The sequence below is a fragment of the Paenibacillus sp. FSL K6-1230 genome (assembly GCF_038002385.1).
Classification (GTDB): Bacteria; Bacillota; Bacilli; order Paenibacillales; family Paenibacillaceae; genus Paenibacillus; species Paenibacillus massiliensis.
Genome location: NZ_JBBOCK010000001.1, coordinates 3261874 through 3285798, shown reverse-complemented (window position 1 = coordinate 3285798; position 23925 = coordinate 3261874). Strand labels below are relative to the sequence as shown.

Genomic DNA, 23925 nt, shown 5'->3' with positions numbered 1-23925 from the left:
CCAAATGAGCTTACTAGAAGCATACCAGATAGAGCAAGGTGAACTGAGGCTGTACCGTGCAGAGCGAACACAGCTACCAGACATCTTGGTATTACTCAGAGATGCCGCAGAGTGGATGGTTAGCAGACAGATCGAGCAGTGGAAGCCGGAGATGTTCACTGAGGAAGTGATTCATGACTACTTTGAGAGCCGGGAAATCTATATCGCATACCTGAACGAAGCTCCGGCAGGCTTGTACACTTTACAATTTGATGATCCAACCTACTGGAAAGACAAAAATGACCCGGATTATGGATATTTGCACCGGTTAACCGTGCATAGTGGCCTCAGGGGACTCAATCTAGGTCCGAGACTACTGCAGTCAGCAGAGCGAATTGTCCAGCAACGCGGTAAAAAGGGACTCAGGCTGGATTGTGTTGCCCATAATCGCAAGCTGAATCATTTTTACCAGATGCAGGGCTTTCGGTTGATGGGGGTGTCGGATATGGGAACCCGGTTCGCCTCTTTGTACCAAAAATCGTATGCAAGGGCAGAATCAGAGCTCGACGAACGAATTCAATTGGCGTTCTTACAGAAGGAAGACATTCCAGTCCTACTGGAATGGGTACGACACCAGACGGAAGAGGAATACGTGCAGTGGGCCGGTGCGGCCTGGGCGTTCCCGCTGACCGAGGAGCAACTGCTGGCTGAGCTGGAGCAGGCGAATCTGCCTGCCGAATCAGATCGTCTGCTCTTTAAAGTGATGCATGCTGGCAACATGGTGGGGCATGTGGGCCTGTTCAGTATTGATCGTCATCATGAGTCCGCCCGGATCGGTAAGGTGCTGATTGCGAGTCCGCAGGACCGGGGAAAGGGCTGGGGGCAGCAGGTCATTCGTGAGGCGCTTCGCATCGGCTTCGAGGGAATGAATTTGCACCGGATGACGCTTGGTGTATATGATTTTAACCTTCGTGCAATTGATGTATACACGGCGGCAGGCTTTCAACGTGAAGGAATTATGCGAGATCAGGCTAAAGTTGGGGGTCGCTTCTGGACCCTTCATGAGATGGGCATATTGCGCAACGAATGGCAGGCCAGGAGTGCGGCCCATTGGCAAACTTAATTATTGTAGTAACCGAAACAAGCATCCCCAAGATGGCTGCAAGTACAGCTGTCTTGGGGATGCTTGTCTTATATCCTTAATAATCAAATACCTTGATTAGACGAACTGTGAATAAAATGTCGCTCCAAGCGGGCAACTCTGGCGATAAACAGATTCGCTCTTACCGCCAACTTAAGAGGACAAGCCTTCTGCACGGAGGCGTCCATTTTTTTCGTAGACCTCTTTTAGCAGGCTCTTCGATGGCTGACGCAATACTGGCTTGCCTGGAACCATCTCACCGGGACCTACAACAGCGATATCGTGGAGATTGCCGCGAATGACGGCGCCATCCTTTACGATGGCTCCTTCACCAATAATGGCATGCTCGATCACAACGTTGCGTCCGATGCGGGCGTTAGGCATAATTATGCTATCTGTGACCCGAGAGGACTTGCCGATCTCGGCTCCACAGAATACAATGGAATTATTAGCTGTGCCTTCCACATAGCAGCTTTCATGAATCAGGCAGCTATTAGCAGCAACTGTATTTTTCCGCAGAGCGGGCTTGACCCGTGTAATTCTTGTATACATTGGCCAATCTTCACGCATGAGGTTGATTTCACTGTTCGGCTGCAGCAGATCCATATGCGAGTCCCAAAGGCTTTTTACTGTACCAACATCCTTCCAATAGCCCTGGAATTCATACACATATACGGGATCTTGCTCGGCAAGCATCTTTGGAATGATATCCTTACCGAAGTCATGACTTGAGCTCTGGTCATTAGCATCTGCCAGCAAATATTCCTTCAGATAACTCCATCTAAAGATATAAATACCCATCGAAGCCAAGTTACTGTTAGGCTGTTCTGGCTTCTCCGCAAATTCAACAACCTCCTGATGCTCATTAGCGCTCAAGATCCCGAAGCGGCTCGCTTCATTCCATGGTACCTCCATGACTGAGATGGAAGCAGCAGCGCCTTTTTCAATATGGAAATTCAGCATATCTCGATAATTCATATGATAAATGTGGTCACCAGACAAAATTAGAACGTGCTCGGGATTATGTTGCTCGATGTAGGCTATATTTTTGTAAATAGCATCTGCAGTTCCCGTGTAGCCTTCTTGTCCTACGTTATAGGAAGGCAGCAGGCTCACGCCAGTCGTTCCATTATTGTGCAGCCCCCACGGCTCTCCTTGGCCGATGTGCTGATGTAATGATTCAGCCTCATACTGAGTCAATACGCCGACAGTATCAATCTCCGAATTCGCACAATTGCTGAGCGGAAAATCAATAATGCGGTAATGACCGCCGAAAGGGACGGCCGGCTTAGCAATTGTAGATGTAAATGGTGCAAGGCGTCGCCCTTCACCGCCAGCAAGAAGCATTGCAATACAATCTTTATTCTTCATCTCGTTTTCCCTCCCGATAATTGTCGTCGTTGTTCAATACATAAACGCAATTAGGATTCATGAAACTTTATAATGTTTTACATTCAATGGAAAAAATGAACTTATCATAGTTACATTTTCGATCAATATTTATGAATCTAGGCAAAATCTTCACCTTTTCCGCATAATTAAATTTGAAGCTTACTCGTTCATTTTTTGTTCAAACTGGTAACAATGGGGTAATGAACCTGATGGAAATATAAATATGTAAAGCAGGTGATGGATTGGAAGAGCAAGGTCGGCACAACAAATCCACGGATGAGTTCAGTGCAGGTTCAATCTCACAGCAGGACATTTACTTATTTCATGAAGGCACGCATTATGGAAGCCATCGAATCATGGGGGCTCGGATGACCGTAGAAAATGGTACGCCTGGCGTGCGTTTTACTGTATGGGCACCGAACGCGCAGCATGTGGGTCTGGCAGCCGATTTCAACCAGTGGAACGGTCAACAGGATTCGTTATATAAGATACCCCAATCTGGCATATGGACTCGGTTTTTTCCTGGGATTCAGGAAGGAACATTTTACAAATACGATATTACCGCAGCTGATGGTGAACGTATGTTGAAGGCAGATCCCTATGCGCTGCGTGCGGAGCTGCGACCAGCTACAGCTTCTGTGGTGGCCTCTCTGGAAGGTTATAAGTGGAGGGATGGTTCCTGGAGGCGGAGACGTAGGGAATTATATGCCAAGCCAGTTCATATCTATGAGCTCCATATGGGAACCTGGCGGCAGAAGCCGGATGGTACTTTTTATACATATAGGGAAATGGCAGATCAGTTGGTCGAGTATGTAACAGAGATGGGGTATACGCATATTGAGCTTATGCCGTTAAGTGAGCATCCTTATGACCTGTCTTGGGGCTATCAGCTAACAGGTTATTTTGCAGTAACCTCGCGCTATGGCTCCCCGCAGGACTTCATGTATTTCGTGGATACGTGTCATGTTGCTGGGATTGGTGTCATCATGGATTGGGTACCTGCTCATTTTGCGAAGGATGCTCATGGGCTAAGACGTTTTGATGGGAGTCCGCTGTTCGAATATGCCGATCCGCTATTGGCCGAGAAGCCTGGATGGGGGACGCTGTCCTTCGATTACAGTAAAGGAGAGGTACGTTCCTTCCTGATCTCGAATGCATTGTTCTGGATGGATGTGTACCATATTGACGGATTGCGTGTGGATGCGGTGACCAGTATGATTCGTCTTGATTTTGAGAAAGCAGAGGGACAATATCGGCGAAATGCACATGGAGGTATTGAGAATGAGGATGCGATCCAGTTTCTGCAGCAGTTGAATGAGACGGTGTTCCGGTATTACCCTTATGCACTCATGATGGCTGAGGAGTCAAGCGCCTGGCCGAAGGTTACCGCCCCGACCGATGAGGGAGGACTGGGCTTCAACTATAAATGGAACATGGGCTGGATGAATGACACTCTTGATTATGTAGAGACAGAGTTCAGTCAGCGCCAGGAAGCTCACCATTTACTCACATTTCCGATCTGCTACGCCTATGCCGAGAACTTTACCCTTCCACTGTCGCATGACGAGGTGGTGCATGGGAAGAAGTCACTGCTGGACAAGATGCCAGGGAGCTATGAACAGAAATTTGCGGGGCTTCGTCTATTGTTGGGCTACCAGATGACCTCTCCAGGTAAAAAGCTGCTGTTCATGGGTGGGGAGTTCGGTCAGTTCATTGAGTGGAAGGATGAGGACGCGCTTGACTGGTTCCTGTTGGATTACGACAGTCATCGCCAGATGCATCATTTCAGCAGGGAGCTAAACCAGCTGTATCTGCGTGAGCCAGCCCTTTGGCAACTAGATCATTCCTGGGAGGGGCATCAATGGATTGATGCGGATAATCAGGAGCAAAGTGTCATCAGCTTCATACGCAAGGGGAAAAAGAAGAAGGATGATCTGTACGTTGTAATCAATTTTGGGGCAGTCGACTACCCTGCCTTCCGCATTGGAATGGAGCGTTCTGGCATCTATCAGGAGCTGCTGAACAGTGATGATAAGCAGTATGGTGGAAGCGGGGAAGTGAATACAGGTGGACTACGAACGGAAGGTATTCCGTGGCATAAGCAACTGCATAGTCTCGAGCTGCATCTTCGACCGCTTAGTATGGTGATCCTGAAGAGAGAAGCTGCCATACCCAAGACGAATGTAAGGTCGGATGTAACGAAAAGTGCAAAGAAAAATGTAATAAAAAACCAAGGGAACTAATGAAAATATAGAGACGAACAAAGGAGGAATCCGTATGAATATTGTATTTGCTGCTGCTGAAGTACATCCTTTTATGAAGACAGGCGGTCTGGCTGATGTGATCGGAGCTCTTCCCAAAGCTCTTCAGGCATCTGGTGCCAAGGTGAGTATCATTATGCCCAAGTATAAAGGGATTGCTGAAGAGTATGTTCGTAAAATGAAGCCACTGGGCAACATGCAGGTACAGGTAGGCTGGCGTGATCAGTACTGCGGAGTGTATCTACTGACGCATGAGGGCGTGCAGGTGTATTTTATAGATAATGAATACTACTTTGGCCGGGATGGAATCTACGGCTATATGGACGATGGTGAGCGGTTTGCATACTTTAACAGAGCTGTCCTTGAGGTGCTCCCGCTGCTTGAATCCAAGCCTGATGTGCTGCATTGTCACGATTGGCATGCAGCAATGATCCCGTTATTATTGAAGGATCAATATCGTCAGCTTCCTTTCTATAGCGACATCCGAACTGTATTCACCATACATAACCTGCTGTATCAAGGTGATTTTCCATATGAGGTGCTCACCGAGCTGTTAAACATCAGTGGGGAGTATTTTACGCCAGAGGGTGTGGAGTATCACGGAAGATTAAATTTCATGAAAGCAGGGCTGGTATTCTCAGACCACGTTACGACAGTAAGTCCGACCTATGCACAGGAGATCCAGACCGAATATTATGGATATGGACTTGAGGGACTGCTTCGTAAGCTTGGTTATGAGGGTCGATTGAGCGGGATTGTGAATGGTATTGATGTGAAGAGCTACAATCCGGCTACTGACGCACATATTTACAGCAAGTATCGTACCAGCCTCGCCAAGAAGTTGGAGAACAAAATCGGTCTGCAGCAGGAGCTAGGACTCCCGGTACGTCCAGATGTTCCTTTGCTGGCGATGGTTACACGCCTGGTGGATATGAAGGGGCTTAGCCTGGTCACCCGTGTACTGGATGAGATGATGTATTACGATGATTTTCAATTTGTCGTATTGGGCACAGGGGATCCGGCTTACGAACGGTGGTTCCGTAGTGCAGCAGAGCGCTATCCATTGAAGATGGCTGCTCAAATTCAATTCAGTGAGTCTCTCTCACGTAAAATATACGCCGCCAGTGACATGTATTTGATGCCATCCCGGTTCGAGCCATGCGGAATCAGTCAATTGCTTGCATTGCGCTACGGCAGCATTCCGATCGTTCGAGAGACCGGTGGCTTGAATGATACTGTGCAGGCATATAACGAATTTACAGGGGAAGGGAACGGATTCAGCTTCGCTCATTACAATGCCCACGATATGATGAATACGATTCGCAGGGCGGTTGATTTATATAAGCAGCCTGAGCATTGGCAACGCTTGACGCAAGCTGCATTCAAGGGGGATTACAGCTGGAATGTATCCGCTGCAGCCTATCTGGATATTTATAATCGACTGATGGAAGAGGACAGCTAGGATCTTGACCAGATTAAATATGAGTGTAGAACCGCTAATATAGAATGGACAAAATAAAACACCTTCGAGGCTAGAGATTGCAGCCATGTCGTAAGTGGAAGACATGATGGCAATCCTGCATTGAAGGTGTTTTTGTTAGCTGTGGGTGAGGCTAGCCAGTTAAGACACATTTGCCTTAACAGTTAAGTTCAACAAATGAACTCAATAATCGGGCTCAACAGTCAGGTTCTGCTGAATTGTTCGAATATTACGTGCGTGCTTGCCTTACTTGCTTACCACTAGGCTTGTGCTGACGTGTTACGGGTGAACTCTTCCTTGATCCGTGCCAGCAGCTCCGGCTTGGTAATGACATCGTTAGCCGTCCAAGCCAATGTCTTGGCTGCTAACAGCATACGGTCCAAAGCAAGCTCTTGCATCGCATGATCCCGGAATTCTGGAGTATGCAGCATATGGCGCTCAAGCGTAACCTGTACATAAGGATGAATGGATGGACAGTGTAAGGATACATTGCCAAGGTCCATGGAACCATGATCACCACCGCTAACAATCAGGTCAGCATCAACACCAGCTTCTATCAAATTGGAACTGAACGCTGTGGATAGCTCCTCATTGGTCAGCATTTCGTCATACGATAGCTCATAGTTAGACACCTCGAGGCGGCTCCCGGTCTGCAGGGCTGCACCTTCAGCGATCTGAATTACCCGCTGTGTCAGCTTGTTCAGCTGCTTCCGGGTGGCTGCCCGTACATAGAATTGCGCGGAAGCATAATCGGGTACGATATTAGCAGCCTGGCCACCGTGGTTAATAATTCCATGAATACGTACATCGCTCGTCACATGCTGTCTGAATGCATTCACGCCATTGAACGTCTGAATGACCGCATCAAGCGCATTGATGCCTTCGTGAGGACTTGCAGCAGCATGGGCGGCCTTTCCATAAAATTCAAACTGAACGGCATCGATCGCCAAGGATCGGCCTGAGGTCTCGAATTGATAGAGCGGGTGAACCATCATAGCGACATCGCAATCATCAAATAGTCCTGCTTCCGACATCGGTACCTTCGCTCCGCAGGTCTCCTCTGCCGGGGTGCCATAGACTCGAATCTCTCCACCAATTTCATCAATGACGGATTTTAGACCTACAGCCGCACCGACACTCATCATGCAGATCAAATGGTGCCCACACGCATGTCCAAGATCAGGTAGAGCGTCATATTCGGCGAGAAATGCAATGGTCGGTCCTGGCTTGGTAGCTCTGTAGGTAGCTATAAATGATGTAGAAATCCCAAGTATCGGAGCTTCGACCGTAAATCCGTGAAAGTCCAGCTCCTCCTTGAGTTTGGCTGAGGCTAAAAATTCCTCATTTCCCAGCTCCGGATGTGCACCAATATATAATGAAATTTCCTTGAAACGGGAACCATATTCCTTAATGGTATTCTCAATTTGCTGCTTCGTGTTCATTTTCTTACATCCTTTCACAACATTGAAATATTTCATGGTCATAATGATAAACAATCGTTTGCATAATCATGCATTCTCATCTATAATGACACAGTTATGTTAATTATACAGGAATAAGGAGAGAAGGAAAGTTTGAAAAGAATATATTGTCGTTATGCGGCCATCGTACTCGCTGCTGTCATGATGATCCTGGCAGTGGTACCAGCTTATGCAGCGGATTCCACGAAGCAGAAGCTGGTTCTCGGAACTAGTGCTGATTTTGCACCTTATGAGTTCCACAAAACGATAGATGGCAAGGACCAGATTGTCGGCTTTGACATTGAAATTGCGAAAGAGATTGCTAAGGATCTCGATCGTGAGCTTGTAATTGAAGATATCGGATTTGATGCGCTACTGCCAGCTCTACAAAGCGGACGGGTAGATATGGTCATCTCGGGGATGACTCCTACGGACGAACGTAAGCGCAGCATTGATTTCTCGGACAACTACTATCAATCCCGCCAGGTCATTGTCGTCAAGGCGGAGAATAAATCCAAATTCCCGACAATGGATAGCTTGCGTGGAGCCAAGATTGGTGTCCAAAAAGGCTCCATTCAAGAAGAGATTGGTATGGGGATTCCAGACGCACAGCTGACCTCTCTGGACAAAATCTCAGACATCATTCTCCAATTGCGTACGAATCGGGTGGAAGCTGCCATTATGGAGGATACGGTAGCTGCCGGTTATCTGGATAGTGAGGTCGTACTTGCGCCAGCAGTACCAGATGTGCCAGAGGTACAGGCAGCCATTGGTGTCCAAAAGGGCAATACCGAGTTGCTGAACTCCATTAATGGAACATTAGACAGACTCAAGGCCAATAATGATATTGAGCGTATGGTTGAAGAGGCAAGCGCACTTGCTGCGGATCGTCCGCAGGCAAAGTCTCCAAACATCATTGAAGTGTTCTGGGAATACCGTAATTACTATATCACAGGTGTAGGATATACGTTGCTGCTGTCAGCGCTTGGTGTGCTGTTCGGCTTCATTATCGGTCTATTCATCTGTTTCATTCGCATGTCAGGTATTCGAGTACTGCAATGGATTGGAACGACGTATGTCGAGATTTTGAGAGGCACGCCGATGCTGGTGCAGCTCATGATTGTGCATTACGGATTCTCTTTGACCTTCGGGATCAACTTTAGTCCATTGCAATCGGGCATCATTACGCTATCCATCAATAGCTCCGCCTATCTGGCAGAATTGTTCCGCGCAGGAATTCAAGGCGTAGACCGTGGACAGATGGAAGCGGCACGTTCCCTCGGGATGAAGAGAGGCAAAGCGATGAGATTCATTATTTTGCCGCAGGCCCTTAAGGCAGTGTTGCCTGCGATTGGTAATGAGTTCATCACGATCATCAAGGAATCCTCAATCATCTCGTTCATTGGCATGATGGATCTGATGTACCAGGCCTCTGTTGTTAAGAACATTACTTTCCAGGGGATGAGTCCATTCATCATCGCCGCGGCCTTGTACTTTGTCATGACATTCGGACTCTCCAAGCTGCTTGGATTGTGGGAAAGGAAGTTGAGAGCTAGTGATAACCGTTAATCAATTACGCAAGTCCTTCGGTCAGAATGAAATTCTGAAGGGACTCGATGTGCATATCAAGAAGGGCGAGGTCGTTGTTGTCATTGGACCAAGTGGTTCGGGCAAAAGTACTTTTCTGCGTTGTCTGAATCTGCTGGAGGAGCCATCGGCAGGTGAAATTCTGTTCGAGGGCGAGCCGATTACAGCCAAAGGCCACGATATTAATAAGACTCGTGAGAAAATGGGAATGGTATTTCAGCATTTTAATCTGTTCCCGCACATGAATGTACTGCAAAATCTGACGATCGCGCCTGTTCAGGTGCTTGGAAAATCTCAAGCTGAGGCTGAAAAGATCGCGGACGAGCTCTTGGCTACAGTAGGGCTGTCCGATAAGCGTGTTGCCTACCCGAACCAGCTGTCGGGTGGTCAGAAGCAACGTATCGCCATTGCGCGTGCGCTGGCTATGCAGCCACATATGATGCTCTTCGATGAGCCGACCTCGGCGCTTGACCCCGAGATGGTCGGAGAGGTACTGGACGTTATGAAGAAGCTGGCTGAGCGCGGAATGACGATGGTCATCGTCACACACGAAATGGGCTTTGCACGTGAGGTGGGAGACCGGATTCTGTTCATGGATAACGGGCAGATTGTTGAGGAAGGAAGTCCTGGCAAGGTATTCGGAAATCCAGAGAATGAGCGTACGCGCGACTTCCTCGCGAAGGTGCTCTAGTTACATTTCGAATAGTACTGTAGCGACATCTCGAACCATAACAGCCAAATTTTAAACTCTATATGTATGGTGAAAGAACAGCTCTGGTAGGTCCATTCAAGGACCCGCCGGAGCTGTTTATCATTTGGAGAAATAGCATCCTAATTATGTCTATATCACGCGTCAAATCCAAGTTAACGGCATATACCAACATTTTCATGCAGTAAAGGTTACAAACTTGTGATAATATGCTTACAAATCTTAACCTTTTCGATTGCAGGTTGCGGTGATTAATAATTCAAATCTTGAAAGCCATAATCCTGAATCGTAAAAGGTGAGAAATTTTGTAATGCTGTCATACATAGGAGGATAACTTACATATGAAATCGTTCGGTAAGATGATGAAATCAACCTTGTTGGTATTGGGTGTAGGTCTGACTGTAGCTGCGGGGACTGCAGATGCGGCAAGTGTACATGTGGCCAAAGATGGAGATACATACTTCAAGCTGGCGCGTCAGTATGGGGTGAACATGGAGGCGCTTATGGCGGCTAATCCGCAAATTCCAGCCAACAATATCTATGACGGACTTAACATTAAGCTACCTGAGGATACAGCAGTGCAGGCCAAGTCGATTTCTGCTACTCCAATAAAGGAAGCTGCGAAGATCTCAGCCAAGCAAGTGGAGGCGTGGGGAAAAACGTTTAATTACTCCAAGGTGCTGAATGTGACGGCTACAGCCTACTCAGCAGCAGCTGACGAGAATGGCGGGTGGGGCCCTGTGGATTACTTCGGTAATCCGCTGAAGATCGGCACGATTGCCGTGGATCCTAAGGTGATTCCGATGGGAACCAAGGTACTCGTTACAGGACACTCTCATCCTGGATTACCTGCTAATGCCTTTGTGGCGGAGGCACTTGATATGGGCGGGGCCATTAAGGGCAACAAGATCGACATCTTCATACCTGGCTCGAAGGCTTCGGTCAGCCAGTTTGGTTTTCAGGATGTAAAGCTGTATTTTATTGAATAGTAGCTTTGCTGAAGATTAGCTTTTGAAAAGCTGTAGTCACTGTCAACCATGAACATAATCCGTAATCATTGAATCGTATTAGTGAATAGATTGAAGGATGTCCCGTCAAGCCATGGGTTGGCCTTGGGACATCCTTTTATTTGTTTGGAAATAGCTTGTTCACTGCTTCTTGCTGAGCGGTAAGGAGGCAGGCACGTGTAGCAGCTCGGGAAGAGTAACGAAGGAGTAGCCCTTACCTTCCAGCTCGCTAATCATGCTCGGAAGCACGCGAATGGTTCCGTGCAGATCAGTTGTAGTTCCACCACCTGCATGCATGAGAATAATAGAGCCTGGCCCGGTATGAGGCACCACGTTATTTCTGATTTGGCGCGGACTGAGGCCCTTCCAGTCCATGGAATCGACATTCCAGTTCACAATCTTATACCGCGAGCTGCGTGCCCAGCGTAATTGGGGCTCTGTAATCTCACCATAAGGCGGCCGGATCAGCTTGGGGCGAAGGCCTGTAATCCCTTGAATAATTCGTTCGGATCTGAGGATTTGCTGGCTGAACTGACTCGAATTAAGCTTGGCAAAATTCGGATGATTGAAGGAATGGTTGCCGACGACATGTCCTTCCTTTACAATTCTTCGGACCAGATCAGGATGTTTGCGTGCGCGGCTTCCAACAATGAAGAACGTTGCCTTGATCTTATGCTTCTTGAGAACATCCAGTACATATGGCGTGTAACGTGGATCAGGAACGTCATCGAAGGTTAATGCAATTTGACGAGTCTGCGACTGAGGACCGCTCATCTTGAAGGTATCAGCATATTTTTTTCGCAAGTCCCCAAGTGTGCGAGGCTTGGTACTGGTGGTCTGTACATTTTGAACAGTCTGGTCACTCTCTGCGGGCTGGGGAGAAAGACATGCAGTAGCAGCGGATTGGACATGGCTGTAAGCTGACGGATAGCTGCTGGAGAGCAGCAGTGCCGCTAATGTAATATTGGCCCATAGTGGCATGGGATTAGCCCCCTTTTTCGTTTCTCTCGCGCATCAGTGTGTTAGTATTTCCAAATGCCGTCAAATTATGTAGTAGCATCATTTGAAAATGCCACATGATTTGCTATGACATGTTGGGTTAAGTTAAAATATAAGTAATTGGAAAAAAGCTGAAACGATTGGAGTATTCCTGACGTATATAGAAGTATTGATAAAATCATCGGTAGATCAAAGGAGGAACTGCAATGTCTATCTTCAAGCGATTAAGAGATCTTACACTATCGAACATTCATGCGGTTATTGATAAAGCTGAGGACCCAATCAAAATGACAGAGCAATACATCCGTGATATGCGTGAGGACCTTGAGGATGCCGAAAAGGCGGTTGCCGCCCAGATTGCCATCGAGAAGAAATTCAAGCAGCTGTACGAGGAGCAGACAGCTCTTGCTCAGAAGCGTGAGGAGCAGGCTCATACCGCCGCCAAGGCACAGAACGTGGAGCTAGCGCGCCTAGCGCTGGAAGAGAAGAAGACAGCAGAGGATAAGGCAGCAGAATACAAAGCCAGCTATGAGCAGAACAAGGCGTCAGCTGATCAATTGAGAGCCAAGCTGACAGAGATGCGCAAGCAACTAGAGGAAATGAAGAGCAAGCGCGAGACACTTGTAGCCAGATATCAGGCTGCCAAAGCGCAGACAGAAATCAACAAATCCATGAGCACATTCAGCACGGATTCAGCTGCTTCTGGGATGAAGCGTATGGAGGAGAAGATGCTCCAAATGGAAGCGCGTGCTGAGGCAAGCAACGAGCTAGCAGACAAGGGCAAGTCGCTGGATGATGAGATGGAAGCCTTGACCAAGAATAGCGAGGTTGAGGATGAGCTGGCTGCATTAATGAAGCAGTATGAAAATAAATAATTGCTGCTAAAGCGTGAGACGAATGGCGAAGGTGAGAACAATCCACTCTCCTTCGCTTTTCAGTCTGCTGTTTTTGCAAAGTACCCTTAGTTAAGCATGACTCTATACTACGTTGAACGGTACTGACAGCATGTGCGCTTGAGTAACAGATGAAGGATGGTAGGACATATGGATCTTCACTCCATTATTGCGATGTTCACTTGGACAGTCGCAGGAGCAATTTTGTTGTTTTTATTCATGTATCTAGACTCCTTATTTACGAAATATAAGGATTTTGAAGAGGTCAAAGCCGGCAACGTAGCAGCAACGACTCGATTGGTCATGAAGTTGGGAGCACAGGCCTACATCCTGTCCGCCTCCATGGCTACTGCCAACAAATTGAGTGAGGCATTGTTGTATTCCTTGCTCGCTTTTCTCATGCTCTTCGTACTGGAGGGGTCTGTGCGAGTCGTTCTTCGAAAATGGGCTAAATTTGATCTTGATGAAGGCACTCAACGTGGTCACATCGCGCATGGCTTGTTCAACGGCTCCTTGTATATCGTTGGTGCCCTGATCATTGCGGCCTGTTTCTGACGGTATAATGCACAAAAAACACTAGAGCTGTCACTCGGAAGCAGCCTTCGTGCAGCAAATCCAAGGATTTGTCACAACGTGAGAGCGGCGTATGGAGGACAGCTCTTTTTGTCATTTTCGGGATTGTCGTACATTTGCGGATTTCCGTGATCTGGGAATGGTGCTGGCTGGTTGCTTGCGGATCCATTTGAGGAAGGAAGCCATCTGCAGATTGGATTGCAAAGCTTCTATGGTGGTGAGCTGGAGCTCGATCAGTTGCCGATTCGTGAACAGATGATGAATATGCTGATGACATGCAACACACAGATCCACAGTAGGCAGGAAGGAGCCACCTTCTTCCCGCGGTGTTAAATGGTGTACGGTAGTCACAACCGGGGTGCGTCTGCAAAGCTCACATTGGTCTGGTGCCTTCGTCATATTCAATTTATCCTCCTCTGCACAGGAACACATACAACTTTAGTCGTGAGCTCGACCATCCTCCTTGCGCTGGCCCTTGAGCACAGGCTCAAGCACATCCTGCACACTGCGCTCCCATAACGGAACATCGGTCCTATACGCAGCACGTACATTCAGATGACCGGCCAATGGGGCCGTGATGAACACGAATACGATACCCAATAAAAGTCTGGCGCTTGCATAATGATCATAAATCCAGAAGTAGAGAAAGGCTGCAGTAAGAATACATAGAACGCCAAGTGTGGTACTTTTGGTTGCGGCATGAGCCCGTAGATATACGTCAGGCAGCCGAATAAGTCCGAAGGTGCTTAATATGCTCACAATGGCTCCAATCAATACCAGTCCTCCAACGATTAGCCCACCTGCGGTCTCAACGATCATTCTCACGCTCAAGCACCACCCCTCGTTCAATATAACGGGCAAAAGCTACCGTGCTCAGAAAGGCGAGTATGCCAATCAGCAAAATAATATCAAGATACGCCTGCGTATGCTGTGCCATGGACAAGACCGTAACCACGGCGATGAGATTGATGCCAATGGTATCTAACGCGGTAATTCTATCCGCCATGGACGGCCCACGTAGCACTCGATACAAGCAACCACAGATTGAGACCGATAATAGAAACACCGCGATCAGAAATATAGGCTGCAGCATCAGCGAGTCACCTCCATTATGCTTTTTTCAAAAGTATTGCGAATTTCCTCAGCCATGCTGTGTTCATCCGTAATGTTCATGGCATGAATATAGAGCGTGCGGTTATTATGCGAGACTTCAAGCAGCAATGAACCTGGTGTAAGAGATATCATGAGATACAATAGACTTAGCTCCCAATCCGTGTTTAGCTGGCTTTTGTAGATAAAGACGCCTGGGCGAATATCCAGCTGTGGCTTGATAACCTGCCGGATGACGGTATAGCTGGCATGCACGAGCTGGACGAGCAGTACTCTGAGCAGCTTGAGGATCGCCCAAATCCTCATTAGATATAATCTTTGCGGAAAGAATCTGCGCAGCACTGCAATCAGAATCAGACCAAGCAGGTAGCCGATCAGGAACTGCAGGACGGTCCATTCCGCACTGAGGAACATCCAGATGAGCGCGATGATCAGATTAAGCAAAATTTGAAAGGCCATCAGATCTACTCCTTTAACACGGCATTAATGTACAGCTCCGGCTTCAGCAACAGAGTACCCGATTCAGAGACGAACGGGTAGATGAATTCGGCAGCAGGTCCAATACATATGATCAGTACAAATAGCAGCATCGAAGAAAGGAGAAGTGGGCGTACGGGATACAACGTGATTTCTTTTTGCGTGACTGGAGTACCCCAGAAGGCTTTTATGAAAATTTTGATAATGGAGTACATCATCAGCAGACTTGCCACAATGGCAATGATCGTTAGACCGTACAAGCCAGCCTCTAGACCACCTTCGAATAGCATCAGCTTGCCTGGAAAGCCGCTCAAAGGTGGAACACCTGCCAGAGCCAATGCTGTAATGAACAGCATCCAGCCCAGCAATGGGTAGGATTTGATGAGTCCGCCCATTTTGTTAAGATTGGATGTCCCTGCCGCTGCAATCAAGGCTCCGCCAAGCAGGAACAATAATGTCTTGATTAGCATGTCGTGAAATAGATACAGCAGCAGACCCTCCAAGGCGATTTTGCTGGAAGAGGCCATCCCGTACGCGACGAAGCCAACACCTGCCACTACGTTATAAACCATAATCTTATTCACATCCATGTACGACACTGCACCAATGACCCCCAGGATCATCGTCGCGCCAGCCATCGTGCCGATCACCGTCTGCGTGAGGTCTGGATCATGATAGAAGATTAGCGTGAAAATCCGGATTATGGCATACAGTCCAACCTTCGTAAGCAGGCCTGCGAACAAGGCGGTCACGACAGAAGGGGGCGCCGCATAAGAGCCTGCCAACCAGAAGAACAGGAACAGCCCGGCCTTGATGCTAAATACAATCAGCAGCAGTACTGAGATGACACTCAGAATACCATCTTGACCGATCTCCGCCACGCGGACTGACAGATGAGCGAGGTTCAAGGTTCCAGTAATAGAATAGAGAAAACCAATCGCTGCAACGAACATTGCGGACGATACAATATTGATAAGTACATACTTTAGCGTCTCCCGCAGCTGGTGTGAGGTCCCTCCGAGGACAATAAGTGCGTATGAAGACATCAGCATCAGCTCGAAGCAGACGAACATATTGAAGAGGTCCCCTGTCAAGAACGAGCCATTGACACCTGCCATCAAAAAATGAAAGAACGCATAAAAATGGTACTCTTCACGTTGTCGGTTAATGCTGCGAAATGCATAGAACATACAAGATACAGAGATCAGGGCTGCTGTGAAGACTAATAAAGCAGCCAGGCGATCAGCGACGAGCACGATACCGTAGGGAGCATTCCAGCCCCCCAGATTCAAGGTCTGAATACCAAGCCCACCTGTCTCAATGAGAAGGATCATAGCCGTAGCCGCGTTAATGAGTACAGACGTTCCACTCACCATCCGTTGCCAGTGAATACTTCGAGAGAGCAGCACGAGTATAATGCCTGTTAACAGAGGGACAAGGATCGGAAGAATCACTGCATTATTCATGGCCAAGCTTCCTTACTTCTTCCATATCGTCGGTTTTCAATTTGAGGTAGGATCGATAGCTAAGCACGAAATAAAATGCGAGCAAGCCAAAATTGATGACGATGGACGTCAGGATTAAGGCTTGGGGAAGAGCGTCCACGTAGCTGTCTGCATTCTCGCCCAATAAAGGGGGGGAGCCGCTCTTCAAGCCAGCTAGTGTAATGAGAAGTAGATGTACGGCATGAGTCAGCGCGGATGTTCCCAGAATGATCCGCAGCAGACTGCGGGATAAAATCAAATATACGGCAATGGTAAATAAAATACCGACACTAAGACACATGATGATTTCCATATCAACGATCCTCCCCGATTTGTGTAATAATGGTCATCGTTACACCGATTACAGTCATATACACCCCTATATCGAAGAGCAATGCTGTAGCAAGCTCCGTCGTTCCGAGCAGCGGCAGATCAAAATAACCGAAGGTATGGCTAAGGAATGGAGCCTGGAACAGAAAGGAGCCCATGCCTGTCAGCACGGCAATCAACAACCCGACAGCAGTCAGTTGACGATAATCAAGGCGAATCACACGATGCATCGTCTCTGTCCTAAAGGCAAAGCCTAGCAGAATCAATGCGGCCGCCGTAACCAGGCCACCAATGAATCCGCCGCCTGGCTCATGATGACCTGCGAAGAACAGGTGCAGCGCGAAGGTCAGGACGATGAAGATTACAATCTTCATGAGCGTCTGCAAAAAGATATCATTGCTTCGCAGGGGTACGGTACTCCATAGCAAGGAGTGCTGCTCCAGATCCCTTTGCTTCTCAAAGGCCTGAACACTGGTCGGATTGTGGAATTTGGTGCGTGCACCGAGGTCCTTGCCATCCAGACTCAGATGGATCATGCCATAGATAGCCAGCGAGGCGACACCGAGCACGGCAATTTCGAGCAATGTATCAAAGCCGCGGAAGTCTACGAGCAGCACATTAACGATGTTCTTTCCACCTGCCAGCTTGTAGCTGTTCTCTGTAAAAAAACGAGATATGGATTCTACATTTTCGCTCCTAGTCGCAGCCAGTGCAATCAACGTCATGATGACTCCTACAGAGACGGCGATAATCAAATTCACAGTGCGATAAGATCTCGATGATTTGCCTGAGCGCAGCTCTGGCAGGTGATAGAAGCACAGCAGCATCAAGGCAACGGAGATCGTCTCTACGATCATCTGAGTCAAGGCCAGATCGGGTGCCCGGAATAAGACGAAGAACAGTGTAACGAGATAACCGACTGCCCCTGTGAGAATAACAGCGGATAATCGTTCCCGCGCGAGTGGGATGCAGATTGCGGCAGCAATCAGGCCAGCGAGAATCAGTAACTCGTAGATACGGATTGGAGCTAGCTTGGTCTGGTCCCATGGAATGACGCTCGCTCGGTAGAACGTGTAACCTAGCAGCAGTACACTAAAGGAGAAAATGTACACCAAATAATTGCGGACAGAGCCGTTCATATAGAGCTCAGTGAGCCTGCGTGCAGCGTTGCCAGACCGTCTGAAGAACTGAGTGAGCAGAGTATTAATGGACAACTGATGTGGATAGAAGCCATATACTCTGAACCAGCGATGGCGTGTGTAATATAGCAATGCTCCGACGAGCACGACGCCGATAGTCATGAACAGCTCCGGTGTCCAGCCATGCCACATCGAGAGGTGTACCTTAATATGCTCACCCTCCGTAAGAGAGGAAGGGAGTACAGAGATCATGGCAGGCTCGAGTAACGTGTAGGACAACACATTCGGGAAGAGACCGAACACGATGACGAGGATGACCAGAATCGCAGGTGGAATCAGCATCCCGATTGGTGGTGACTTCACCTTGCCTGAGGTCAAGTAAGAGTGCGGCTCTCCAAGAAAAGGTTTGCTTAGCAGGACTACGGAATAGATGAAGGTGAACACACTTCCAATCCAGGCCAGCACAGGAAATAAATTTCCCCAGGTCTCAAGGCCGTAAAAATTAAAGCTCATCATGTCAAAGGTTGCCTTGAGGAACTGCTCTTTGCTCAAAAAACCGCTAAACGGAGGTATACCGGCCATGGACAGCCCGCCAATTACCGTTATGGTAAACGTAGCCGGAAGTATCGTAATTAGCCCACCCAGCTTGCGCATATCTCTGGTGCCTGTAGCATGGTCCACAATACCTGCTGACATGAACAGTGCACCCTTGAATAATGCATGATTGAACAAATGAAAGATGCCAGCAAGCGTTGCTGTCGTATAGAGCACAGGCTCATGTGTCCCTCTGTATAACGCTGCTGATCCCAGCCCAAACAAAGTCATAATCAGACCTAGCTGTGAGATGGTAGAGTAAGCCAGCAAAGCCTTCATATCATTTTTTCGTATTGCTGAAAAAGCGCCATAGCATAGTGTTATTAAGCCAACTGACGAGATCGTCCAGAACCAAGCTGCGTTCCCAGCGAACACAGGAGTCAATCTGGCAACCAAGTAGATTCCTGCCTTGACCATCGTAGCGGAATGCAAATAGGCGCTTACCGGGGTAGGAGCCTCCATCGCATCAGGTAGCCATATGTGAAATGGGAACTGTGCAGACTTACTAAAGGCGCCGATCAATATCAGAATCATGGCTGGCATGAACATCCAATGCTCTGTGATTGGCCCCAATGCAGCTATGGTTTCTCGAATGCTGAAGGTTCCTGACATAATTCGAAGCAGAATAATTCCTCCGAGCATACAGAAGCCACCGAGAACGGTAATCATGAGAGATTTAAGGGCACCAGCTGCAGATTTAATCGATTCATGCTTATAGCCGATTAGCAAGAAGGAGGAAATGCTCGTCAATTCCCAGAATCCATAGAGAACGATTGTATTGTCAGACAGGACAATTCCCAGCATGGCTCCCATGAACATCATGAGGTATAGATAGAATGGACCTAGCTGGTTTTTGGTCCGATCCATGTAGAAGATGGAGTACCACACGACTAGCGCACCAATGCCTGTGATTAGCAATGACATCAGCATGCTCAGACCATCGAGTACTAATGTGAAGTAGATCTCCAGCGAAGGAATCCATGGCAGATTGGATTGGGGGAAAAGCTGCTGCTGGACTGTGGGAATCTGGCTTATAAAATAAAGGAAGAGTAGTAATGGAGCCGGGAAAATGAACCAGCCTGTATGTACTTTGGGCACCCAGCGATACGCGAGTAAGCCTACAATACCGGCAAAGAAAGGAATAGCAACAATCAAGTGCAACATATAGATACAGAGCCCCCTTGTGGATAAAATAGTCATGCATGAGGCTTACAACAAATGCAGTGGACACAATTTACACTGTCTTAACTCTTACCCAAAGAATGCTGGTACAGAATCGGATTCTTGTTACAGATCTGTAACAGGGATACGAACCGCAGATTATAGTGTCGACGCAGGGCAGAGTAACGAGAGGATTTCGTTTCGAAAAACCAGTCTGACACAGGATGTTACTTAATGCGCTCCTATTGTTCTGGCAGATATGTTATTCTGAATGAATGGAAAGGCGTACATAGAAGAATGGAGTGAGAAGTATGAATCAATGGTTACATTCAGACGATTACACCACAGAACGGTACCACCGCAAAGCTATCTCTGTTGAACAAGCGCAACAGCTGGTAATGCAGCGTGTTTTACCTGGGGCAAGCGAGCAAGTACATCTCACGGAGGCAGCAGGGCGCTTTCTGGCGGAGTCTATATATGCACCACACCCTTTCCCAAATTTCAGACGTTCGGGCATGGACGGCTATGCGATCGTTAGCTCAGACACGGCCCCATGCGGAGGTAGCGAGGGTCAAGATGTTTGGCTGCAGGTCATTGATGAGGTTGCTTGTGGATTCGTATCAGAAAAGGTGGTGGAGTCCGGGACGGCGGTGCGTATCATGACAGGGGCACAGGTACCGGATGGTGCTGATGCGGTCGTCATGTTAGAAGCTACTAGATTGAAGGAAGAAGCAGGACAGGTCTATGTCGGACTGAAGAAGCGGGTTCAACCGGGAGCGAATGTAACGGAGATCGGTTATGAGTTAAAGGAAGGCGAGCTACTCCTCCAGAAGGGCGCACAGCTGGGTCCAGGAGAAATATCGGTGCTGGCGACCTTTGGAGTCGGACTGGTTACGGTATATCGTCAACCACGGGTAGGAATTTTCTCGACAGGCTCGGAATTGCTGCAGCTCGATGAACCTCTTCAGCCTGGCCGAATTCGTAACAGCAACACTTATATGCTCGCCGTACAGATTCGCAATGCGGGAGGCATTCCTTGTCTGCTGGAGGCAATCACAGATGATGTAGAGCTGGCCCGTGAACGGCTGCACGAGGCACTTGAGCAAGTGGATATGGTCGTGACGAGTGGCGGAGTGTCCGTCGGAGATTACGATATTATGGGTGAGCTTGTCCGGCAGGAGGGAGTGGAGCTTCTGTTCAATAAAATCACGATGCGTCCTGGTAGCGTAACCACCACTGCCGTGATTGAGAATAAACTGCTGTTCGCCCTTTCCGGTAATCCTGGAGCATGCTTCGTCGGGTGTGAGCTATTGGTAAGGCCATTTATTCGCGGTATGCAAGGAGCGGAGGAGCCTTATCTGGCGGAATGGACGGCCTATATGGGTGCAGACTACCGCCGAATGAATAATTACACACGTTTCGTAAGAGCAACGTTGAGCTTCCGTGACGGTCAGGTGATTGCAACTCCAGCCCGAATTGACGAGTCTAGTGTCATGATCTCGATCAAGGACGCCGATGGTTTGATCGTCATTCCTCCAGGTACGCCGGAGGTGCTGGAAGGGGAACGAATTCAGATTCTCAAGCTGGAGAAGGCGTCCATATGACCGAGCGAAGGGAGGATGTCGAGTTGAAGAGAGAGGGACCGGAGCGGACGGAGCCTTTCATCTTACAGGTCGCAGGGTATAAGAATACGGGCAAGACTACATGGCTGACAGGGCTCATACACCAGCTTAATGAGCAGGGCATCCGTTCTGCGGTCATTAAGCACGATGCCCACAGCTTTGATATGGACCACCCAGGTACGGACACCTTCAAGCTTCGTGAGGCTGGAGCGGTGGGCGTGGCAATTACGTCAGCGAAGCGGACAGCAATTATAGAAGAATATGAAACGTCGCTGGAGGAGTTGATTGCTGTCTTCTCGAAGAGTGGACGCTATGACTGTATTTTTATTGAAGGGTTCAAGCAAGCGGATTACCCGAAGCTGGTCATGATTCGTCAGGAGACGGATTTGGAACTACTTGACTCGCTAATGCAAGTGATTGGCGCTGTATGTGCAACCGACTGCCAGAAGCTGGTCAGCAGCCGCGCTGCGGACATAATGCTGTATGAATACAGCAAGCCCAAGCTGGCGGCTGACTGGATTGTGGATAAGCTCAAAGGAAAATAGTTCGAAGACGCACAAAGCTGGCCTCAGGCATCAGCACGACGCTCAATAGCATCGGACATAGTCTTGTCTGTAAGATGAGCATAGACCTCGGTCGTCTCTGTTGAAGCATGGCCAAGCTGCTCCTTCGTTTTGTAGATATCATTTTGCAAATAATAGTCGGTTGCGAACGAATGTCTTAGCTTATGTACGGTCAGGGAAGGCTTACCATAGCGTTTGGCATACTTGATGACCATGGCCTGTATGGCGCGCTTTGTCATTCGTTTGCCTTCCTGTGCACCATTGGGAATGGCCAGAAACAGAGCCTTCTCACGCTTGACAGGACGATAGCGCTGATGACGAAGTTCCAGATATTCCGCCAGATCGTCTCTTGCTTGTCCACGAAAATAGACGGGAGTCTTGAAGGTCTCGTCATTATTCCCTTTACGATAGACGTAGAGCAGCTTGTTGTTCATGTCCAGGTCATCCACATTCAGATTGACAACCTCGGACACCCGCAGCCCGGAATTCAGAATGAGGCTGGCAATACAGGCATCCCGTTCCTTATTCAGGTTATAGGCATACATAGCTTGCTTATTATCGGCAGCATCATGTCCATAGCCCTCATGGATGTACGTAATGAATTCCAGCAGCTCATCCTCCTCCAGCAGCTTGCCTTTCAGCTTGGCAGCGGTGTCCTTGGGCTTATGAATTCGCTTGATCTCTACCTTGGCCATAATGTTCCGTTTCAGTAGTGGATAGAACTCTTCATCCTCGGCGATCTGGCTTAAGTAATGGAACATGGAGCGCAGGGAGGACAGCTTGCGTGATACGGTAATTCGCGAATTCGTTCCCTCTCTTTTCGTTGTCAGAAAAAGCCGATAGCTGGTAATACTATTCATATGTAGCTTCTCCAGCTCCTCCAGCGTTACGCCACTATTGCGATCTGCAGAGGAGAGTCCTTCGGCGCGAAGCCAATTGAAGAAGATATCGTAATCTCGTACATACTCCAGCAGAGTAGAGGGAGACAGGTCCGGCAGCTTATAGTCGACAAACTGCTGTACATACCACGGCATGGACGGAAGCTTCTCGTCAAGCTTTTGCCGATCGATTTCCTTTTGGACATTCATCTCATACACCTCAGATATTCTAGGATTCTACTGTATTTTAGCACATTGCAGGAGGCGACGACATTGAACTTGAGGATTGAGCGTGTCCCGTATGAGCAGAAGCATATCATCAAGCATCTGATGCAGTTTTATTTGTACGATTTCACAGAATTTCTTAATATCCCTTTGGCTGAGGATGGGCGCTACCCGCCTTATCCGGATTTGGCTGAATATTGGACCAGTGGGGATGCCAAGCTTCCTTTTGTCTTCCGAAGAGACGATGTGCCTATTGGCTTTGCCCTTATCGATCAAATGGAGGACAGCACCGAGTGTGATTTTTATATGGCGGAGTTCTTCGTGCTTCGTCCGTTCCGCAGAGATGGCATCGGGACTTATGCAGCACATCAGCTGTTCCGGATGATGCTAGGCAGATGGAAGGTTACACAGGTGAAGAGTAACGTCCCGGCCCAGCTATTCTGGCGTAAGACCGTTGATTCTTACACGGAAGGCGATTATAAGGAACGAACACATCCGTGGAAGGGGAGTACAAGTCAGTATTTCACATCATGAAATAAAATGATTAATTATATGAATCATTAATTAGGTAATGTATTTGTTTGCTTTTTCTGATTTATTTTGAGAAAGCGTCGTGCATTGACTTTAATTATCGTTGCTGTACTAACAATCATTTAACAAGTTTTCCGGTCACATGAACAATGTCTCCTTTCATTCTTTGGGTAAACTGCTGAAAACTCGGCTCATTTTCTGGTATCTTCTAACAGGATATCGGGCATACAGAGGCAATTCACCTAGGAGTCGCATTGTGTGTTCAGTAGTTTAGCTCACAGATTGTAACCATAAGGTTAGTTTCTAGTAAGTAACTTATCATTATTGTAG

22 protein-coding genes are annotated in these 23925 nt (G+C 48.1%); 11 read left to right on the top strand and 11 right to left on the bottom strand.

The features are described from left to right. Positions 1-4: 4 nt before the first annotated feature. Entirely contained in the window at positions 5-1102 is a 1098-nt protein-coding gene (locus MKX74_RS14250) for a GNAT family N-acetyltransferase (RefSeq protein WP_341178862.1), read from the top strand. Positions 1103-1273: 171 nt separating this feature from the next. On the opposite strand, the gene MKX74_RS14245 is transcribed toward MKX74_RS14250, so the two are convergent. Next, positions 1274-2491: a glucose-1-phosphate adenylyltransferase gene (locus MKX74_RS14245; RefSeq protein WP_341178861.1), complete on the bottom strand. Its 1218-nt coding sequence runs from the start codon at positions 2489-2491 to the stop codon at positions 1274-1276. Between the two features lie 263 nt (positions 2492-2754). Between MKX74_RS14245 and glgB the strand changes: the two genes are divergently transcribed. Both glgB and glgA read left to right on the top strand, forming a co-directional pair. Beyond that, positions 2755-4755, top strand: a complete 2001-nt coding sequence (gene glgB, locus MKX74_RS14240) for a 1,4-alpha-glucan branching protein GlgB (RefSeq protein WP_341178860.1) — start codon at positions 2755-2757, stop codon at positions 4753-4755. Between the two features lie 34 nt (positions 4756-4789). Further along, positions 4790-6235 (top strand): glycogen synthase GlgA, encoded by a 1446-nt coding sequence (glgA, locus tag MKX74_RS14235; protein ID WP_341178859.1) that lies wholly within the window; start codon positions 4790-4792, stop codon positions 6233-6235. Positions 6236-6513: 278 nt separating this feature from the next. On the opposite strand, the gene MKX74_RS14230 is transcribed toward glgA, so the two are convergent. Further along, entirely contained in the window at positions 6514-7695 is a 1182-nt protein-coding gene (locus tag MKX74_RS14230; protein ID WP_341178858.1) for a M20 family metallopeptidase, read from the bottom strand. Positions 7696-7827: 132 nt separating this feature from the next. Here MKX74_RS14230 and MKX74_RS14225 point away from each other — a divergent pair, with 132 nt between their 5' ends. The 3 genes from MKX74_RS14225 to MKX74_RS14215 all read left to right on the top strand — a co-directional run bounded on the left by MKX74_RS14225 (position 7828) and on the right by MKX74_RS14215 (position 10998). Next, positions 7828-9282 (top strand): ABC transporter substrate-binding protein/permease, encoded by a 1455-nt coding sequence (locus MKX74_RS14225; protein ID WP_018884327.1) that lies wholly within the window; start codon positions 7828-7830, stop codon positions 9280-9282. Continuing rightward, a complete protein-coding gene (locus MKX74_RS14220; protein WP_018884328.1) occupies positions 9269-9991 on the top strand; it encodes an amino acid ABC transporter ATP-binding protein in 723 nt (240 codons plus the stop codon). The genes MKX74_RS14225 and MKX74_RS14220 overlap by 14 nt, the downstream gene beginning before the upstream one ends. A gap of 359 nt (positions 9992-10350) precedes the next feature. Continuing rightward, the gene (locus MKX74_RS14215) at positions 10351-10998 is read left to right on the top strand and encodes a 3D domain-containing protein (protein ID WP_018884329.1); all 648 of its coding nucleotides are present in this window, start codon (positions 10351-10353) and stop codon (positions 10996-10998) included. Positions 10999-11157: 159 nt separating this feature from the next. On the opposite strand, the gene MKX74_RS14210 is transcribed toward MKX74_RS14215, so the two are convergent. After that, positions 11158-11997 (bottom strand): polysaccharide deacetylase family protein, encoded by an 840-nt coding sequence (locus MKX74_RS14210; RefSeq protein WP_341178857.1) that lies wholly within the window; start codon positions 11995-11997, stop codon positions 11158-11160. A gap of 224 nt (positions 11998-12221) precedes the next feature. Here MKX74_RS14210 and MKX74_RS14205 point away from each other — a divergent pair, with 224 nt between their 5' ends. Further along, on the top strand, positions 12222-12890 hold the full coding sequence (locus MKX74_RS14205) for a PspA/IM30 family protein (protein WP_341178856.1): 669 nt from the start codon (positions 12222-12224) through the stop codon (positions 12888-12890). Positions 12891-13058: 168 nt separating this feature from the next. After that, the gene (locus MKX74_RS14200) at positions 13059-13463 is read left to right on the top strand and encodes a DUF350 domain-containing protein (RefSeq protein WP_018884332.1); all 405 of its coding nucleotides are present in this window, start codon (positions 13059-13061) and stop codon (positions 13461-13463) included. A 111-nt stretch (positions 13464-13574) separates the two neighbouring features. Here the strand turns inward: MKX74_RS14200 and MKX74_RS14195 are convergent, their stop codons facing one another. From MKX74_RS14195 to MKX74_RS14165, 7 genes are read right to left on the bottom strand one after another with little or no spacing between them, the layout of a single operon-like run. After that, positions 13575-13880, bottom strand: coding sequence for an HNH endonuclease (locus tag MKX74_RS14195; RefSeq protein ID WP_341178855.1), 306 nt, complete (start codon positions 13878-13880; stop codon positions 13575-13577). Positions 13881-13919: 39 nt separating this feature from the next. Then, positions 13920-14300 carry a monovalent cation/H(+) antiporter subunit G gene (gene mnhG / locus MKX74_RS14190; protein WP_018884334.1) on the bottom strand — a complete coding sequence of 127 codons (381 nt, stop codon included), beginning with the start codon at positions 14298-14300 and terminating at the stop codon, positions 13920-13922. After that, a complete protein-coding gene (locus MKX74_RS14185) occupies positions 14290-14574 on the bottom strand; it encodes a Na(+)/H(+) antiporter subunit F1 (protein WP_341178854.1) in 285 nt (94 codons plus the stop codon). The genes mnhG and MKX74_RS14185 overlap by 11 nt, the downstream gene beginning before the upstream one ends. Next, positions 14574-15050 (bottom strand): Na+/H+ antiporter subunit E, encoded by a 477-nt coding sequence (locus MKX74_RS14180; protein ID WP_025677139.1) that lies wholly within the window; start codon positions 15048-15050, stop codon positions 14574-14576. Before MKX74_RS14180 ends, MKX74_RS14185 begins: the two co-directional genes overlap by 1 nt. A 5-nt stretch (positions 15051-15055) precedes the next feature. After that, positions 15056-16534, bottom strand: coding sequence for a Na+/H+ antiporter subunit D (locus MKX74_RS14175; RefSeq protein ID WP_341178853.1), 1479 nt, complete (start codon positions 16532-16534; stop codon positions 15056-15058). Next, on the bottom strand, positions 16527-16865 hold the full coding sequence (locus MKX74_RS14170) for a Na(+)/H(+) antiporter subunit C (protein ID WP_341178852.1): 339 nt from the start codon (positions 16863-16865) through the stop codon (positions 16527-16529). Before MKX74_RS14170 ends, MKX74_RS14175 begins: the two co-directional genes overlap by 8 nt. A gap of 1 nt (position 16866) precedes the next feature. Then, positions 16867-19779 (bottom strand): Na+/H+ antiporter subunit A, encoded by a 2913-nt coding sequence (locus MKX74_RS14165; protein WP_341178851.1) that lies wholly within the window; start codon positions 19777-19779, stop codon positions 16867-16869. Positions 19780-20087: 308 nt separating this feature from the next. Here MKX74_RS14165 and MKX74_RS14160 point away from each other — a divergent pair, with 308 nt between their 5' ends. Together MKX74_RS14160 and mobB are read left to right on the top strand one after the other, a co-directional pair. Beyond that, entirely contained in the window at positions 20088-21380 is a 1293-nt protein-coding gene (locus MKX74_RS14160) for a molybdopterin molybdotransferase MoeA (protein WP_341178850.1), read from the top strand. After that, complete coding sequence (gene mobB, locus MKX74_RS14155; RefSeq protein WP_341178849.1) at positions 21377-21943, top strand: molybdopterin-guanine dinucleotide biosynthesis protein B; 567 nt, start codon at positions 21377-21379, stop codon at positions 21941-21943. The genes MKX74_RS14160 and mobB overlap by 4 nt, the downstream gene beginning before the upstream one ends. Before the next feature lie 23 nt (positions 21944-21966). Here the strand turns inward: mobB and xerS are convergent, their stop codons facing one another. Further along, a complete protein-coding gene (xerS, locus tag MKX74_RS14150; RefSeq protein WP_341178848.1) occupies positions 21967-23049 on the bottom strand; it encodes a tyrosine recombinase XerS in 1083 nt (360 codons plus the stop codon). Positions 23050-23112: 63 nt separating this feature from the next. On the opposite strand from xerS, the gene MKX74_RS14145 reads away from it, so the two are divergent. Then, the gene (locus tag MKX74_RS14145; RefSeq protein WP_341178847.1) at positions 23113-23598 is read left to right on the top strand and encodes a GNAT family N-acetyltransferase; all 486 of its coding nucleotides are present in this window, start codon (positions 23113-23115) and stop codon (positions 23596-23598) included. The last annotated feature ends 327 nt before the right edge of the window (positions 23599-23925 follow it).

Coding starts and splice junctions, on each gene's coding strand:
- MKX74_RS14210 (WP_341178857.1), bottom strand. CDS start 11,997: ATGCCACTATGGGCCAATATTACATTAGCGGCACTGCTGCTCTCCAGC.
- MKX74_RS14165 (WP_341178851.1), bottom strand. CDS start 19,779: ATGTTGCACTTGATTGTTGCTATTCCTTTCTTTGCCGGTATTGTAGGC.
- glgA (WP_341178859.1), top strand. CDS start 4,790: ATGAATATTGTATTTGCTGCTGCTGAAGTACATCCTTTTATGAAGACA.
- mobB (WP_341178849.1), top strand. CDS start 21,377: ATGACCGAGCGAAGGGAGGATGTCGAGTTGAAGAGAGAGGGACCGGAG.
- MKX74_RS14160 (WP_341178850.1), top strand. CDS start 20,088: ATGAATCAATGGTTACATTCAGACGATTACACCACAGAACGGTACCAC.
- MKX74_RS14250 (WP_341178862.1), top strand. CDS start 5: ATGAGCTTACTAGAAGCATACCAGATAGAGCAAGGTGAACTGAGGCTG.
- MKX74_RS14245 (WP_341178861.1), bottom strand. CDS start 2,491: ATGAAGAATAAAGATTGTATTGCAATGCTTCTTGCTGGCGGTGAAGGG.
- MKX74_RS14170 (WP_341178852.1), bottom strand. CDS start 16,865: ATGGAAATCATCATGTGTCTTAGTGTCGGTATTTTATTTACCATTGCC.
- MKX74_RS14230 (WP_341178858.1), bottom strand. CDS start 7,695: ATGAACACGAAGCAGCAAATTGAGAATACCATTAAGGAATATGGTTCC.
- MKX74_RS14200 (WP_018884332.1), top strand. CDS start 13,059: ATGGATCTTCACTCCATTATTGCGATGTTCACTTGGACAGTCGCAGGA.
- MKX74_RS14195 (WP_341178855.1), bottom strand. CDS start 13,880: ATGACGAAGGCACCAGACCAATGTGAGCTTTGCAGACGCACCCCGGTT.
- MKX74_RS14185 (WP_341178854.1), bottom strand. CDS start 14,574: ATGCTGCAGCCTATATTTCTGATCGCGGTGTTTCTATTATCGGTCTCA.
- xerS (WP_341178848.1), bottom strand. CDS start 23,049: ATGAATGTCCAAAAGGAAATCGATCGGCAAAAGCTTGACGAGAAGCTT.
- MKX74_RS14180 (WP_025677139.1), bottom strand. CDS start 15,050: ATGGCCTTTCAAATTTTGCTTAATCTGATCATCGCGCTCATCTGGATG.
- MKX74_RS14215 (WP_018884329.1), top strand. CDS start 10,351: ATGAAATCGTTCGGTAAGATGATGAAATCAACCTTGTTGGTATTGGGT.
- mnhG (WP_018884334.1), bottom strand. CDS start 14,300: ATGATCGTTGAGACCGCAGGTGGGCTAATCGTTGGAGGACTGGTATTG.
- MKX74_RS14175 (WP_341178853.1), bottom strand. CDS start 16,534: ATGAATAATGCAGTGATTCTTCCGATCCTTGTCCCTCTGTTAACAGGC.
- MKX74_RS14205 (WP_341178856.1), top strand. CDS start 12,222: ATGTCTATCTTCAAGCGATTAAGAGATCTTACACTATCGAACATTCAT.